The sequence below is a fragment of the Actinoplanes sp. NPDC049599 genome, from assembly GCF_044465625.1.
GTDB lineage: Bacteria > Actinomycetota > Actinomycetes > Mycobacteriales > Micromonosporaceae > Actinoplanes.
In genome coordinates, this window is the sequence record NZ_JBITLX010000042.1 from 1 (window position 1) to 15,381 (window position 15,381).

The 15,381-nt window shown below is 73.0% G+C and carries 5 protein-coding genes and 1 pseudogene; 2 read left to right on the forward strand and 4 right to left on the reverse strand.

What is annotated here, in order from left to right; translation table 11 throughout:
- The first annotated feature begins 506 nt into the window (after window positions 1-506).
- Window positions 507-1,357 (forward strand): annotated as a pseudogene (locus ACIBQZ_RS40305) (transposase family protein).
- Between the two features lie 215 nt (window positions 1,358-1,572).
- Here the strand turns inward: ACIBQZ_RS40305 and ACIBQZ_RS40310 are convergent.
- The 4 genes from ACIBQZ_RS40310 to ACIBQZ_RS40325 form a co-directional block, all read right to left on the reverse strand.
- Window positions 1,573-4,095 carry a DNA topoisomerase (ATP-hydrolyzing) subunit A gene (locus ACIBQZ_RS40310; protein ID WP_396094232.1) on the reverse strand — a complete coding sequence of 841 codons (2,523 nt, stop codon included), beginning with the start codon at window positions 4,093-4,095 and terminating at the stop codon, window positions 1,573-1,575.
- A gap of 55 nt (window positions 4,096-4,150) precedes the next feature.
- On the reverse strand, window positions 4,151-6,205 hold the full coding sequence (locus ACIBQZ_RS40315) for a type IIA DNA topoisomerase subunit B (protein ID WP_396094233.1): 2,055 nt from the start codon (window positions 6,203-6,205) through the stop codon (window positions 4,151-4,153).
- Between the two features lie 107 nt (window positions 6,206-6,312).
- Entirely contained in the window at window positions 6,313-11,556 is a 5,244-nt protein-coding gene (locus ACIBQZ_RS40320; RefSeq protein WP_396094234.1) for a diguanylate cyclase, read from the reverse strand.
- Between the two features lie 106 nt (window positions 11,557-11,662).
- Window positions 11,663-12,298 (reverse strand): adenylate/guanylate cyclase domain-containing protein, encoded by a 636-nt coding sequence (locus tag ACIBQZ_RS40325; protein WP_396094235.1) that lies wholly within the window; start codon window positions 12,296-12,298, stop codon window positions 11,663-11,665.
- Between the two features lie 170 nt (window positions 12,299-12,468).
- Here ACIBQZ_RS40325 and ACIBQZ_RS40330 point away from each other — a divergent pair, with 170 nt between their 5' ends.
- A complete protein-coding gene (locus tag ACIBQZ_RS40330; RefSeq protein ID WP_396094236.1) occupies window positions 12,469-15,321 on the forward strand; it encodes an AAA family ATPase in 2,853 nt (950 codons plus the stop codon).
- Window positions 15,322-15,381 lie beyond the last annotated feature (60 nt).

The following is a 15,381-nucleotide window of genomic DNA, read 5'->3' on the forward strand; positions in this document are numbered from 1 at the left end:
AACACCAGACACCACGCGAAGCACGTGTCTGCTACCGTCCACCCATCGCCCTCGCGGCATGAAACTCCGGTGTCCGGTCCCGGGGTGGAACTTCAAACCTGCCGGAAACGGGAGACCAAGCAAGGGTGGGTGCCGGGGGTGACCAAGAACGGCATAGATGCTCTCCCGCCAATCTTGGTCACCCCGGCCCCCTCGACTTTCGCCGTATCTGGATCACGGTCCTCTCGCAATCCAGCCCGTTGCCGGGTTCGTCCGGTATGCGGGATTGGCGGTAGTGGAGGTTGAGGGCTCATCTCAGGAGGAAAGGGGCGCGAGTGGTGGACCTTGTAGCGGTGTGGTGAGGCCGGAACGATTTAGCTCACCAAGATCTGCGGGAAGGCTGCCGCTGAGGCTGCGACGGCACTGAATGAGGCTTTCCGAGTAACAGCCTGAGCGCTCTGCGTGGTTGGCTCGTTGTGTCCGGTGTAGACACGCCCGGACGTGTTGTGGTGCAACGGAACCCCGGTATGACGTGGTCCTCTCACAGATCAACTTCTCCAGGGGTCCTGCGCTATACCGCCACCCTGCCCGTGAGCGACCACACCGTGGCGTACCTGTCAGCTCTGTTGCACGCCCAACGGCGACACCTCGCGACCAGGGCGGGAACCCGTTCGCTGGGCTGCTACCGCCAAGCGATCCTGGTCCTGCGCTGGCTGCTCGACGGCACCCGGATGCGGCGATCACGGACAACGCGATCAGCCGGTCGACCGGATACGCCTACCTGCACGAAGGCCTCACCGTGCTCGCCGAGCAGGCCCCCGCGCTGAACTCGGTGCTGCTTGCGGCCAAGATGGCCGGCTACTCGCACGTCACGATCGACGGAACGCTGATCGAGACCGACCGGTGCCACACTCCCGGGCCGACTCCGGGGGCGGATCTGTGGTGGTCAGGCCAACATGACAACCACGCCGGGAACGTGCAGGTCATCACCGCCCCGGACGGCTGGCCGCTCTGGACCTCGCCCGTACGGCCCGGCCGGGAACACGACACCACCGCCCTGCGCCGGCACGACATCCTGCCACCGTTGACGACGTGGACCGAGGATCACCTGCGCGTGCTCGGCGACCTGGGCTACGAAGGCGAGCAGACCACGATCACCGTCGCGTTCAAGAAGCCGAAGAACCGCTCCTGCACCGCCGTCGAGTAGCAGTTCAACCGGGCCCACAACGCGGTCCGCGCGATCGGTGAACGCGGAAACTCGCTACTCAGGACCACCCTCGAAGCCCTTCGCGACGTCAGCCTCTGCCCCTGGATCATCGGCTGGATCACCGCCGCCGCCCTCGTGATCCTGCACATCGAGCACGGCCGCACCACCTGAAGGTAGTTACCGAACGTCAACGACCGTTACTCGGAAAGGCTCACTGAACGGCGACAGTCGACCGCACCCGTGCGCGAAGTCCCGAAATCCTCGGCGAGAACTTCGAGAACTTCGAGACGCTGCCCGACCTCCGCGGACGCTGAAGGCCCGGGCGCGTAAGGGCTCCACCACATGGCGAAGGTCGAGGGCCCCATCCGTCCAAGCGCGACCGAAAATCACCCACGCTCAATCAAATGCCCAACAATCTGAGGCCCCATCAACACAGCCTCACCCGAACCATCCCGCCGATCATCCGGCCCAGGCAACTCCACCGGATCCCCGGTAGCACTAGCACCAACCGGACGAGGCCCAACCCAGGCAACAACCAACCGGGTCTCACCCTTGAGGAACCGCTGCACCCGGACCCCACCGGTAGCCCGTCCCTTGGCCGGATACAGAGCGAACGGAGTCACCTTCACCTGAGTGCCCGTTGAGGTAACCACCATCGGCTCCCCATGCTGCGGATCCGTGGTATTCACCGCCGTGAACGACACCGCCTCCGCACCCGCCGACAGGTTCATCCCCGCCATGCCGCCGCCCTTCAGCCCCTGCGGCCGGACCAACTTGGCCGGGAAGCGCAGCAGAGAAGCGTCCGATGAGACGAAGGCCAGCGATTCCGAACCGTCCGCCAGCCAGCTCGCGCCCAGCAGCTCGTCGCCGTCCTTGAGCGTGATGACCTCGAACTCGTCCGAGCGGACCGGCCATTCCGGCGCGCAGACCTTGACCACGCCCTGCCGGGTGCCCAGCGCCAGCCCGGGTGAGTCGTCCGCGGTCAGCGGGGCCAGGCCGACGACCTTCTCCCCCGGCTCCAGCGGGATCAGCTCGGAGGCCGACATGCCGCCACGCACGGACACGGTGCCGGACTGCTCCGGCAGGACCGGCAGCGGCAGGACGTCGGTCTTGAACGCGCGCCCGGTGCTGGTCACCAGCAGCACCCGGCCGCGGGCGGTGGAGTGCACGACCGAGCGGACCGCGTCGTGCTTGACCCGGCCGCTGCGGCGGCGGCCCTCCGTCGCCTCCTCGCTCTCCGCCGCGGTGCGGGCGATCAGCCCGGTCGCGGAGAGGATGACCTGGCAGGGGTCGTCGGCGACCTCGAGCGGGCCGGCCGGCACGGAGGCCGCGAGCACCTCCTTGAGGTCGCCGTCGATCAGCGTCGTGCGGCGGGGGCCGCCGAACTCCGCGGCCACCTCGGCCAGCTCGTCCGAGACGACCTGCTTGAGCACGTCGGCGTTGTCCAGGATCCGGGTCAGCTCGGCGATCTCGCCGCGCAGCCGTTCCTGCTCGGTCTCCAGCTCGATCCGGTCGAAGCGGGTGAGCCGGCGCAGCGGGGTGTCCAGGATGTACGTCGCCTGGATGTCGCTGAGCCCGAACTCGCTCATCAGGCCGGTCTTGGCAGCCGCGGCGTCGTCGCTGCCGCGGATGATCGCGACCACCCGGTCGATGTCGATCAGGGCGATGAGCAGGCCGTCGACCAGGTGCAGCCGGTCCTCACGTTTGGTGCGCCGGTGCAGGGTGCGCCGGGTGACCACCTCGTAGCGGTGCGCCAGGAACACCTCCAGCAGCGCCTTGAGGCCCAGCGTCCGCGGCTGGCCGTCGACCAGCACCAGGTTGTTGATGCCGAACGACGACTCCAGCGGGGTGAGCCGGTAGAGGTCGGCGAGCAGGGCCTGCGGGTTGACGCCGACCTTGCACTCGATGACCAGGCGGATGCCGTGCTCGCGGTCGGTGAGGTCCTTGACGTCGGCGATGCCCTGGAGCCGGGCCGGCTGGCGCTGGCCCTTGCGCGGGCCGGAGGTGATGAGCTTGCCCTTCACCTCGTCGGTGATCGCCTCGATGATCTTCTCGGTGCCGACGCCGTACGGCAGCTGGACGACCGTGATCGCCTGGCGGCCCCGGCCTCCTTCCAGCGGGCCGGTCTGGGCGCGGGCGCGCATCCGCACCACGCCGCGGCCGGTCTCGTAGGCGCGGCGGACCTCGTCCAGGCCGAGCAGCTGGCCGCCGGTCGGCAGGTCGGGGCCGGGCACGAAGCGCATGATCGTGTCGAGGTCGGCCTCCGGCTCGGTGATCAGGTGCCGGGCCGCCGCCACGACCTCGCCGAGGTTGTGCGGGATCATGTTGGTCGCCATCCCGACGGCGATCCCGGACGTGCCGTTGACCAGCAGGTTGGGGAAGGCCGCGGGCAGCACCCGGGGCTCCAGCTCGGAGCCGTCGTAGTTGGGCTTGAAGTCGACCGTGCCCTCGCCGAGCTCGCCGACCAGCAGCATCGCCTCGCGCGACATCCGGGCCTCGGTGTATCGCGAGGCGGCCGGGCCGTCGTCGGGCGAGCCGAAGTTGCCGTGCCCGTCGATCAGCGGCGCGTTCAGCGAGAAGTCCTGCGCGAGGCGGACCATCGCGTCGTAGATCGCCAGGTCGCCGTGCGGGTGGTAGCGGCCCATCACGTCACCGACGACGCGGGCGGACTTCACGTACGCGCGGTCGGGGCGGTGGCCCTGCTCCTGCATCGACCACAGGATGCGGCGGTGCACCGGCTTGAGGCCGTCGCGGGCGTCCGGCAGCGCGCGGGAGTGGATGACCGAGTATGCGTACTCCAGGTAGGAGTCCTCGACCTCGGTGGTCAGCGGGTTGTCGATGATCCGGGCACCGGCCTGGTCGAAGGCCGACAGGTCCACCCGGGACTGCTCGTTCTTGCGGCGTGCCATGTCTGAAAACAGCCCCTCATTACGAACTTGCATGGGTTTTCCGCTGCGGGCCGGCTCAGGCGTCGATCGTTTCCTGGTCGATGCGGCCGGCGGCCTCGATCAACCAGTTCTTCCGGGGTTCCACCCGCTCACCCATCAGCAGCTCGAGCGTGGCCTCGGCGCGGTCCACGTCCTGCAGGGTGATCCGGCGGACCGTCCGGGTGGCCGGGTTCATCGTGGTGTCCCACAGCTCGTCCGCGTCCATCTCGCCGAGACCCTTGAACCGGCTCACCGGCGCCACCGACTTGCCGGCGCGCTGCAGCTTGGTGAGCGTGGTCTCCATCTCCTGCTGGGTGTAGGTGAAGATGGTCTCGGGGTTGCGGCCCTTGGTCGTGATCTTGTGCAGCGGCGGCATCGCGGCGAACAGCCGGCCGTCCTCGATCACCGGGCGCATGTACTTGGCGAACAGGGTGATCAGCAGGGTGCGGATGTGCGAGCCGTCGACGTCCGCGTCCGCCATGATCATGACGCGGCCGTATCGCATCGTGCTCATGTCGAAGGTGCGGCCGGAGCCGGCGCCGAGCACCTGCACGATGGCCGAGCACTCGACGTTGTCCAGCACCTGCTGCAGGCTGGCCTTCTGCACGTTGAGGATCTTGCCGCGGATCGGCAGCAGCGCCTGGTATTCCGAGCTGCGGGCCATCCGGGCGGTGCCCAGCGCGCTGTCGCCCTCGACGATGTAGAGCTCACTGCGGCTGATCCCGGTGGAGCGGCAGTCGACCAGCTTGGGCGGCATGGACGCGCCCTCGAGCGCGGTCTTGCGGCGGGCCGCGTCCTTCTGCTGTTTCTGGGTCAGCCGGACCCGGGCCGCGTCGACGACCTTCTGCAGGACCGTGCGGGCCTCGCTCTTGCTGCGCCGGTCGTCGATCCAGGCCTTGACGTGCTGCTCGACCAGGGTCTGCAGCACCCGGGTGATGCCGGCGGTGGACAGCTCGTCCTTGGTCTGCGAGGTGAACTGCGGCTCGGGCACCCGCACGTGGATGACCGCGGTCATGCCCTCCAGCAGGTCGTCCAGGACCGGCACGTCCTCCTTGGGCTTGAGCAGCCCGCGGGTGTTGCGGATGGCATCGGACAGCGCCCGGACCAGGGCCCGCTCGAAGCCCTTGCGGTGGGTGCCACCGTGCACGTTGCGGATGGTGTTGGTGAAGCTCTCCACCCGGCGGTCGTAGCCGGTGCCCCAGCGGAACGCCACCTCGATCTGCGCCGTGCGCACGACGTTGGCCTGCATGACCCCGTTGGCGTCGGCGGCGTTCTCCTTGTAGGTGCCCTCGCCGGTCACCATCAGGATCCCGGAGACCGGCTTGTCGCCGGCCGGGGTGAGGAACTCCACCATGTCGGTGAGGCCGTGCGGATAGTGGAACTTCTCCTCGGCCGGCTCCTCGCCGGTCAGGTCGCGCAGAACGTATGCCACGCCGGGGACCAGGAACGCGGTGTTGCGCAGCTTGGCGCGGACCACGTCGACGTCGAGGCGGGCGCCGGTCTCGAAGTAGCGCGCGTCGTACCAGTAGCGGATCGAGGTGCCGGTGCGCTCGCCGCGCTTCATCTTGCGCACCACCCGCAGGCCGGTCTGCGGCTCGAAGGCCGCGTCCGGGCCGGGCCCGGCGAAGACGCCGGGCACCCCGCGCCGGAAGGACAGCTCGTGCACCTTGCCGTCGCGGCGCACGGTGACGTCGAAGCGCAGGGACAACGCGTTGACCGCGGACGCGCCGACGCCGTGCAGCCCGCCGGAGGTCTTGTAGCCCGAGCCGCCGAACTTGCCACCGGCGTGCAGCCGGGTCAGCACCAGCTCGACGCCGTTGAGCCCGGATTTGGCGTTGATGTCGGTCGGGATGCCGCGGCCGTCGTCGTCGACCTGGACCGAGCCGTCGGCGTGCAGGATGACCTCGACGTGCTCGGCGTGCCCGCCGACACCCTCGTCGGTGGCGTTGTCGAGGATCTCGTTGGCGAGGTGGTTGACGCCCCGGCTGTCGGTCGAGCCGATGTACATGCCCGGCCGCTTGCGGACCGCGTCGAGTCCTTCAAGGTGCGTGAGGTCATCAGCCCCGTAGAGGATCTCTGGTTGCGCAGTCACGAGGTACTACTCCCGGCAGTGGCAGCTGTCAACGACGCGGCGAGCCTACCGGGGACCTCCGACGACTTTCGCGAGGCCGACCGGGAGCGGGTCGCGATAACACACGACTATTGGGGCAAATGCTCCGGGTCGTGAGCCACGACACGGTTCCGGCCGCCCTGCTTGGCCGCGTAGAGGCCGGCGTCGGCGCGGCCCAGCAGCGCGTCGGGGGTCTGGTCGGAGGGGCGCAGCCGGGCCAGGCCGACGCTGATCGTCACCGGGATCGGCCCGGACCGGGTGTCGACCGGGCTGCCGGCCACCGCCGCGCGCAGCGCCTCGGCCAGCTCCGAGCCGGCCGTGTCGATGCCGGGCAGCAGCACCGCGAACTCCTCGCCGCCGTACCGGGCGACCAGGCCGTTGGCCGGCAGCCCGTCGAGCATGCGCTGGACCACTCCCTTGATCACGTCGTCGCCGACCTGGTGGCCGTGCGCGTCGTTGATCCGCTTGAAGTGGTCGATGTCGACCATCAGCGCGGTGACCGGGCCGTCCGCGGCCCGGGCGCCGGCCAGCGAGCGCTCGGCCAGCTCGAAGAACCGCCGCCGGTTGGCGACGCCGGTGAGGCTGTCCGTGGTGGCCAGCTCGTTCACCCGGCTGAACAGCCGGGCGTTGTCGTAGGCGACCATGCCCTGGCCGACCAGCGCCGCGGCCAGGCCCAGGTCGGCGGCCGCGTAGGCGCCGGGCCGGTCGGAGGCGAGCACGAGCACCCCGAGGGCGCCGTTGCGGTCGTCGAGGGTCACGGTGAGCCAGCTCTGCCCGGTCGCGTCGGCGAACGCGCCGGCCCACGGCGGCGTGCCGTTGACCAGGTCGGCCTGGCGGTTGTCGAGCAGCGCCCGCAGGTGCGGGTGGTCGGCGAGGGCCAGCTGCACGGGCGCCGGCCCGCCGAGCACGGTGATCTCGGTCGAGTCGGAGGTGCCGAGCAGCAGCCAGCCGCGGTTGGCGCCGGGCGTCTGCCGTGCGGTGAGCAGCAGCCGGCGCAGCACCAGCTGCGGGTCCAGGGTGCCGGTGAGCCGGGCCATCGCGCGGCGCAGCGTCTCGGCGAGATCACGCTGGCGGTTCGCGGCGGCGACCGCGACCTCGAGCTGGGCCGCCCGGGCCGTCTCCAGACCCACCGCGATGTGGTGGGTGATGGCGGTCAGCACGTCGGCGTCGTCGACGGTGAAGACGCCCTTGGCGACGCGGCTGTCCAGGTACACCACGCCCAGCAGGCGGTCGTCCAGCTCCAGCGGGGCGACCAGGATGCTGCGCAGGCCGAACTGGACGACGCTCTGCGCGCCCAGGGCCTCACCCTCCTCGGTGCCGGTGACCACCAGCGGCTCGCGGCTGTGCCGGACCCGGTCGACGACCGTGGCGCTGTAGCCGGTGAGCTCGGTCAGATCCTGGCCGGCGGCGTCGCGCCCGACGAACGGCGTCAGCACCTGCGTCTCGGCGTCCATCAGGAACAGGATGGCCCGTTCGGCGCCGAGCAGGCGGGTGGTCTCGTCCAGCGCGACCCGGGTCAGCCGGTCCGGGTCGATGACCCGGGAGGCGGCGAGGTTGAGCTGTTCGAGGGCGGCCCAGCGCTGCCCGGCCCGGCCCCGGGCGGCCACCACGGGCACCCGGTTGCGGCGGCCGGCGTCGAGCCGGAACTCGGCGGCGACCCGGCGGGCCCGGTGCGGCCAGCCACGGGTCTCGGCGATGGCGGCCGCCATCCGGGCCTGCCGGTCGGCCTCCCCGGTGCTGCCGACGGCGAGCAGCGCGCGGGCCCGTACCAGGGCGGCCTCGAAGGCCGGCAGCGGCGCGTCGACCCGGCGCAGCAGCGGCTCGGCCTTGGCCAGCAGGTCCAGCGCGGCCGCGCTGCGGGCCGGGTCGAGCGCGAGCAGCGCCGCCCGGGTGATCCGGTGGTGCGCGGCGACCACCGGACGGCGGACGACCTTGCCGAGCGCGGCGACCGCGGCCGTGGCGGCGGCCACCGCGGCGGCGCGGTCGGCGGACGCGGCCCGGCGGGCCTGCTCCAACCGGCCGTACGCCAGGTACACGAAGTAACACTGCTGGGCGGGCAGCACGTCGAGCGGGCGCAGACCGAGCCCGACGAACTCCGCGACGGCGTCGTCGAACGCGCCACCGAGGTCGTCGCGTTCGAGCGCGGACAGCATCCGGGCGATGATCGTGTCGACGACCTCGTGGATCTCCTTCGGTCCGTCGCCGGCGCGGGCCAGCGCGGCGACGGCCTCGCCCGCCCGGCCCCGCATGGCCAGCAGGCCCGCGTCGACGGCCACCACGGCGCTGCGGTCGACGTTGCCGCCGGCCTCGAGCCAGCGCTGCCGGCCGGGACGGGCCGCCTCGGCCTCGGTGATCTCGCCGCGCAGCAGCCAGTCCCAGCCGAGCACCGCGTAGCAGTCCAGGATCAGGCCGACGTCGAGGAAGCGGTCACGTTCGAGGACCACCCGGCGGACCCGTTCGCCGGAGTCCCCGCCGCTGCCGTGCACGGCGATCGCGGTCATCCAGTCGATCCGGGCGAGCAGGGTGGGGTCGCCGAACTCGTGCGCCTGCCGGACGGCCGCCGCGGTGATCCGGTTTGAGGTGCGCTGCAGCCCGAGCATCCGCAGGGGCAGGGTGAGGCCGACCAGGTCGCGGGCCCGTTCCGGGGACCGGCCCAGCCGGCTCGTCGGGTGCAGGAACCGCAGGCCGTAGAGCAGCGACCGGAGCGGGCGCAACGTCCGCACGCTGCCGGAACCGCCGTAGTGGTAGAGCGTCGACTGCAGCCGCAGCCGCTCGCGGTAGGCGCCCTTGGCGGTGCCGTAGCCGAGCCGGGTGACGCCGATCAGGCAGCCCACGAAGAACAGCCAGATGCCGGAGAGCGCGGCCAGCACCGGGTTGCGCGGCATCGGCCGGCCCAGCTCCGCCAGGCCCTGCTCGACGGCGCGTACCTGCTCGGCGCCGCCCCAGTTGCTCTCGTGCACGCGGGCCAGGTGCAGGTGCAGGTGGGCGCGCGCGATCCGGTCGGTGGTGCCGTCCAGCGCGGTGGTCAGCGCGGCGATCGCCTCGTCGAAGCGGCCGTTCTGGTGGTACGCGATCCCGAGCAGCTGGTGGAACTCGCTGCCCACGGTGATCCCGCCCGTCCCGGCTGCCTCGGCGGCGTACTCCAGGAAGGTCAGCGCCGTGTCCGGGGCGTGCTCGGCCAGCGCCCGGGCGCCGGCGGCCTGTCCCGCGCGCAGCATCCGGGCCGGCTGGTACGCCGGGTCGCCGAGCGCGCAGTGCCGGGCGAGCGCGTACACGTCCGCGCCCTCCTTGTGGTCGAGCACGTCGGCGATGCGCTGGTGCAGCGCGCGGACGTCGGCTTCGGGCAGGCCGTCGAGCAGCGCGATCCGGATGCTGTCGTGCAGGAAGCGCACGGTGCCCTCGCGGTGCTCGACCAGGCCCCGGCGGGCGGCGTCGGACAGCACGTCGAGGACCCGGCGGCGCCCGACGCCCGCCACCTCGGCCACCAGGCCGGGCGCGAAGGTCGTACCGATGGCCCCGGCGAGCTGCAGCAGCTGGCGGTTCTCCGGCGGGAGGGAGCCCATCCGGCGCACCAGCAGCTGGGCGGAGTCGGCGGGCAGCGCCAGGTCCTGCACGCCGGCCACGTCCACCCGCCAGACGCCCCAGTCGGGGGACAGCAGGCCCGCGTCGATGACCGCCCGGGCATAGCTGAGCGTCACGAACGGGTTCCCGCCGGTGAGCAGGGTGATCGCGGTGGCGCTCTGCTCGTCGATCCGGACCCCGCCGGAGAGCCCGCCGATCAGCGCGCCGACCCCCTCGGCGCCCAGCGGCGCCAGCGTGATGTCGGTGTCGGGCGTCGGGTCGAGGCGGTTCAGCACCATCGCGGTCGCGGGCGCGGCCTCCTCGTCGTTGCGGGCGGTGGCGACCACCAGCAGCGGCACCCCGGCCAGGCCGGCCGCGAGCTGCTCGAGCACCCGGACGGTGCCGTCGTCGAACCACTGGACGTCGTCGAGGTGCAGCAGCACCGGGCCGGCCGTCCGGGCCAAGCCGGTGAGCAGGTCGGCGACGGCCGCGGAGTGCCGTTCCAGGCCGATCTCGCCGGCCACGCCGGGCACGCCGAGCGCGTCCGCCAGCGCCGGGGACAGGCTGGTCACCAGGCCGGCGGCCTGCCCGGCGGCGGCGCGCAGCAGCTTCGCGGCGGCGTCGGCGCCCCCGGTGGCCCGCAGCAGGGACCGGACGTACAGGTCGACGGCGACCCGCAGCGGCGCCATCGGCCGGCGGTCGCTGGGTGAGGCGGCGGCCCGCAGCACGGTGCCGCCGGCGGCCAGGACGAGCTCGCCGAGCTCGGCGGCGAGCCGGGTCTTGCCGGTGCCGGAGCCGCCGTGCAGCACGGCGATGCCGCCGCGGCCGCCGACGGCCGCGGTCCAGCGGTCCCGGAGCGCGGTGAACTCGGCGTCGCGGCCGGTCAGCGGCGGAACCGCAACCGTGGCCGGGCCGTCCTGCTCGCCCAGCGGGAACGACCCGTCCGGCTCGGCGGCGAGCCGCCGCAGGTCGGGGAGCAGGCCGGAGGCGCTCTGGTAGCGGTCGTCGGGGTCCTTGGCCAGCAGCCGGACGATGATCGCCGCGAAGGTGGCGCCCAGGCCGGGGGCCAGGGCCCGGGGATCCGGTACGGAAGCCGTGGCGTGCAGGTGCAGCAGCTCGCCGACGTCACCCGCGGCGAACGGCGGCGCCCCGGTGACGCACTCGAACAGCACCGCGCCGAGGGCGTACAGGTCGGAGCGGCCGTCCACGGGCCGGTTCAGCATGCCGCTCTGCTCGGGCGGGCTGTAGATCAGGGTGCCCGCGACGGGTTCGTCGGCCAGCCCGCCCGGCTCGGCCGAGGTGCGCGTGGCCAGCCCGAAGTCGACCAGCCGGGACCCGCCGCCGGGGTCGACCACGATGTTGTCCGGCTTGACGTCGCGGTGCACCAGGTCGTGCTCGTGCGCGGCCCGCAGGGCGCCGGCGATGTCGACGGCGATCCGGACGGCCAGCGACTCGCGGACCGGTCCGCGGCTGAGCACGGTGCTGAGCTGCTCACCCTCGACCAGATCCATGATCACGTACGGGCGGCCGCCGGCGTCGCCGACCTTGTGCACCCGGGGCAGCCCCGGGTCGTTGATGGCGGCCAGCAACGCGCACTGGCGGCGGAACTCGCGGACCCCGTCGGGGCTGGCCGCGGCGTTCTCGCGGAGCAGGCGGAGGGCGTACTCGCGGTGCCGCTCCCGGTAGCGGACCCGGTGCACGACCGCCTGGGTGCCGCGGCCGAGCTCGCCCAGCACTTCGAGCCCGGCGGCGTCGCCGGGCTCGAGCTGCAACAGTGCCGGCTCAGCCGGCGGAGAAGGCGAGGGACCCACGCTGGCTTTATCGGCGCGGTCCCGGCCCGCTGAAGGATTGGCAGGGTCGGATCTGGGCCGGCCCCGATCAGCCGCAGGTCGCGAGCGCGTGCGCGGAGGGCACGGTCTGCGGGTGCAGCGCCCGCGACAGCTCCACCGGCGCCGACTTGCCGGCCACCGACACCGGCGGCATCTCCTGGTACGCCACCGCGTGGTCGGTCACCCCGCGGGTCGCGGCGCAGACGACCACGGTGTCGTGCGGCGCGTACGCCTGCAGCCGCGCCGCCGTGCTGACCACGCTGCCGCTGACCATCCCGTACCCGCCCTCGCGGGTCTGTTCCAGGTCGACGATGGCGTCCCCGGTGGCCAGCCCGACCCGGGTACGGACCGGGAACCGGCCGGCCAGGAGACGCCCCCGCAGCGCCTCCTGGATCCGCAGCCCGGCCCGTACGGCTCCGACCGCGGCACAGCTCACCTCGTCCGGCGTGCCGGCATCCGGGCCGACCGCGCCGAAGACCGCCATGACCGCGTCGCCGATGAACTTCTCCACCACGCCACCGGCCGCTCGCACCTGGGCCGACACCGCGGAGAAGTAGTCGACCTGCAGGTCGCGGACGTCCATGCAGTCCAGGTCCTCGACGAGACCGGTGAACCCCACGATGTCGACGAACAGCACGGTCACTGTCTGTCGCCGGCAGCGGATGCCGGCCGTCGTTCTGTTCATAACCCCACGCCCCTTCGCCGCATTGGCGAGGAGAACGGTGCCAGCCGGCGGCGCCCAGCGGATCGGCAGAATGACGTATCTGTGACAGCGGGCGCGGAGTCGAATTTGTGACGCAGAACAGTCCGAACCGACGAGAACGTGCTACCCGGTTCGGCACTAGGCTGCCACGCATGGCCAGCGAGGGGGACGACGCGCCTATTGTCGGACGTACCGGCACTTTGACCGCAGTTCGCACGGACCTGCTGGAGGCCGGTCCCGGTGGCACCGCGGCGGTGTTCGTCACCGGCGAGAGCGGCGTGGGCAAGAGCCGGCTGCTCCGGGAGACCGCGGAGGCCCTGCGTGACGCCGGTGCGGCCGTGCTGTCCGGCACCTGCCTGGACATCGGCGACGCCTCCCCCCTGCACCCGGTCCTGCAGGCGCTGCGCCGCGCCGGGGTGCACGCCGACACCGGCCCGGTGGATGCCGCGGCCAGCCAGGACGGCGCGGGTGTGCTGCTCGAACGCGTCTCGCAGCAGCTGCGCTCGCTCGCCCAGGGCCGCCGGCTGCTGCTGGTCCTCGACGACCTGCAGTGGGCCGACCGCAGCACCCGCCAGCTGCTGCTCTACCTGCTGGCCGGCCTCGGCGAGATCAACCTGTCGGTGCTGGCGGCGGTCCGCTCGGAGTCCCTGCACGGCTCACACCCACTACGGCGAGTGCTGGCCGAGCTGCGCCGGTTGCGTTCCGTACGCGTGCTCGACCTGGCCCCGCTCGACCGCGAGGCGACCGGTGAGCTGGTCGCCGCGATCGCCGGCGCGGACGTGCCGCCGGAGGACACCGACCGGGTCTACAAGCGCAGCGGCGGTAACCCGTTCGTGGTCGAGGAGCTCTCCCGCGACCTGCGCGACGGCCGGGTCGAGCTGTCCGACACGCTCCGGGAGATCTTCCTGTCCCGGGTCGACGAGCTGCCCCCGCACGCCCACGACGTGGTGCACGCGGTCGCCGCCGGGGTCGAGCCGGTCGAGCACGCCCTGCTGGCCCGGGTCCTGCCGCTGCCCGAGGCCGAGCTGATCGAGGCGGTCCGGGCCGCCGTCGCGCACCGCTTCGTGACCAGCGCCCCGGACGGCTACCGGCTGCGCCACCAGGTGGTGGCCGAGGTGCTCGAGCACGAGGTGCTGCCGGCCGAGAGCGCAGCCCGGCACCGCCGCTACGCCGAGGCCCTGGAGGCCGTGCCGGGCGCCGCGGACCACGCCCGGCTGGCCCACCACTGGCGCCAGGCGGGCGAGCCGGCGCGCGCGCTGCCGTCGGTCGTCGCCGCCGCCCGCGCCGCCGAGCAGCTCTACGGCTTCGCCGAGTCCCACCGCTACTGGAGCCTGGCGCTGGAGCTGAGCGCCGACGACGCGCCCGAGCGCACCGACCTGCTGGCGCACGCCGCAGAGTCGGCGCACCGCTGCGGCGAGCACCAGCGCGCGCTGACCCGGCTCGAGGAGCTGGCCGCCCGCCCGGACGGGCCGGGCGCCTGCGAGATCCACCTGCGCCGGGCCCGCTACCTGGCCGCCGCCGGCCGGTCGGCGACCGCCGAGATCGAATACGAGCGCGCGCTGGCGTTCGCCGAGTGCACCCCGGCCGAGCAGGCCAGCGCGGCGGCGCACCTGGCCGAGCTGCTGGTTCACCTGGGCCGGTACGCCGACGCCGGGGTCCGCGCCCGCGACGCGCTGGACCTGGCCGAGAAGGCCGACGGCTCGACCGCCGACCTGGTCCGGGCCAGCGCGGCCCTGGGCTTCAGCCTGGCCTTCCGGGAGGACCCGGACGCGGGGCTGGCGGTGATCCGGCAGGCGGTGGAGATCGCCGAGCGCTCCGGGCACCCGGACGACATCGGCTGCGCCTACCTGCACCTGGCCGAGCTGCTGACCGGGCCGCTGAACAACGTCGAGGAGGGCGTGCTGGTGGCCCGCCGCGGCGCGGAGAAGCTGGCCGCGATCGGGCTCGGCCGCACCTACCAGACCCGGCTGCTGGCGATCGCCGCGAACGGGCTGTTCCGGGTCGGCGACTGGGCCGAGGCCGAGCGGGTGCTCGACACCGCGATGCGGCACCGCCCGTCCGGCGCGGACGCGGTGGAGCTGCTGCTGGCCCGGTGCCGGCTGTGGGTCGGCTTCGGCGACATCGAGCAGGCCGACCGCGACCTGGACGCGGTGGCGACCATCCTGGCCGGCGGCGGCGCCCGGCACGTGCTGCCGATGCTGACCCTGCGCGCGGGCCTGGCCATGTGGCAGGGCCGGCACGCGGAGGCCCGCGCGGCCGTGCAGCGCGGCCTGACCGAGACCCGCTCCGACGACCTGGTGCTGCTCGGCGTGCTGGCCTGGCACGGGCTGCGGGCCGAGGCCGAGGCGCAGGCCGGCGGCAAGGTGCCGGTCGACCCGGCCGCGGTGCGCCGGCTGCAGACGGTGGTCGAGCGGATGACCCGGGGTGCGGGCAACGCGGCGCCGCCGGTCCGCGCCGTGGTCGACGGCTACCTGGACCTGTGCGCGGCCGAGCAGAGCCGGATCGACGAGCGCAACGACCCGGAGCTGTGGGCCCGCGCCGCCGCGGCGTGGGACAGGCGCAAGCAGCCCTACCCGGCGGCGTATTCGCGGCTGCGGCAGGCCGAGGCGTCCTTCACCCGCCGGCCGGGCCGGTCCAGCCGGGGCCGGGCGGCGGCCACGGCGGCGCTGCGCGAGGCGTACGCGACCGCCCGGGCGATGGGCGCCAACCCGTTCGCCGCCGAGATCACCGCCGTGGCGTCCCGGGCCCGGGTGGCGCTGACCGGCGACGAGGACACGGTGCCGATGGCGCCGCCGGGCCCGGAGTCCGGTGACGAGCTGGGCGCGCTGACCGAGCGCGAACGCGAGGTGCTGGCGGCGGTCGCCGAGGGGCTGACCAACCGGGAGATCGGTCAGGCCCTGTTCATCAGCGAGCGGACCGTCGGCGTGCACGTCGGGCACATCTTCGACAAGCTCCAGGTCCGCACCCGGGTGCAGGCCAGCCGGGTCTTCCTCCGGGCGGCGTGACCTTACCGTTATCTACGCACCCGGAATACGTCGTTCTACCGATCCCCCCACACGCGCCCG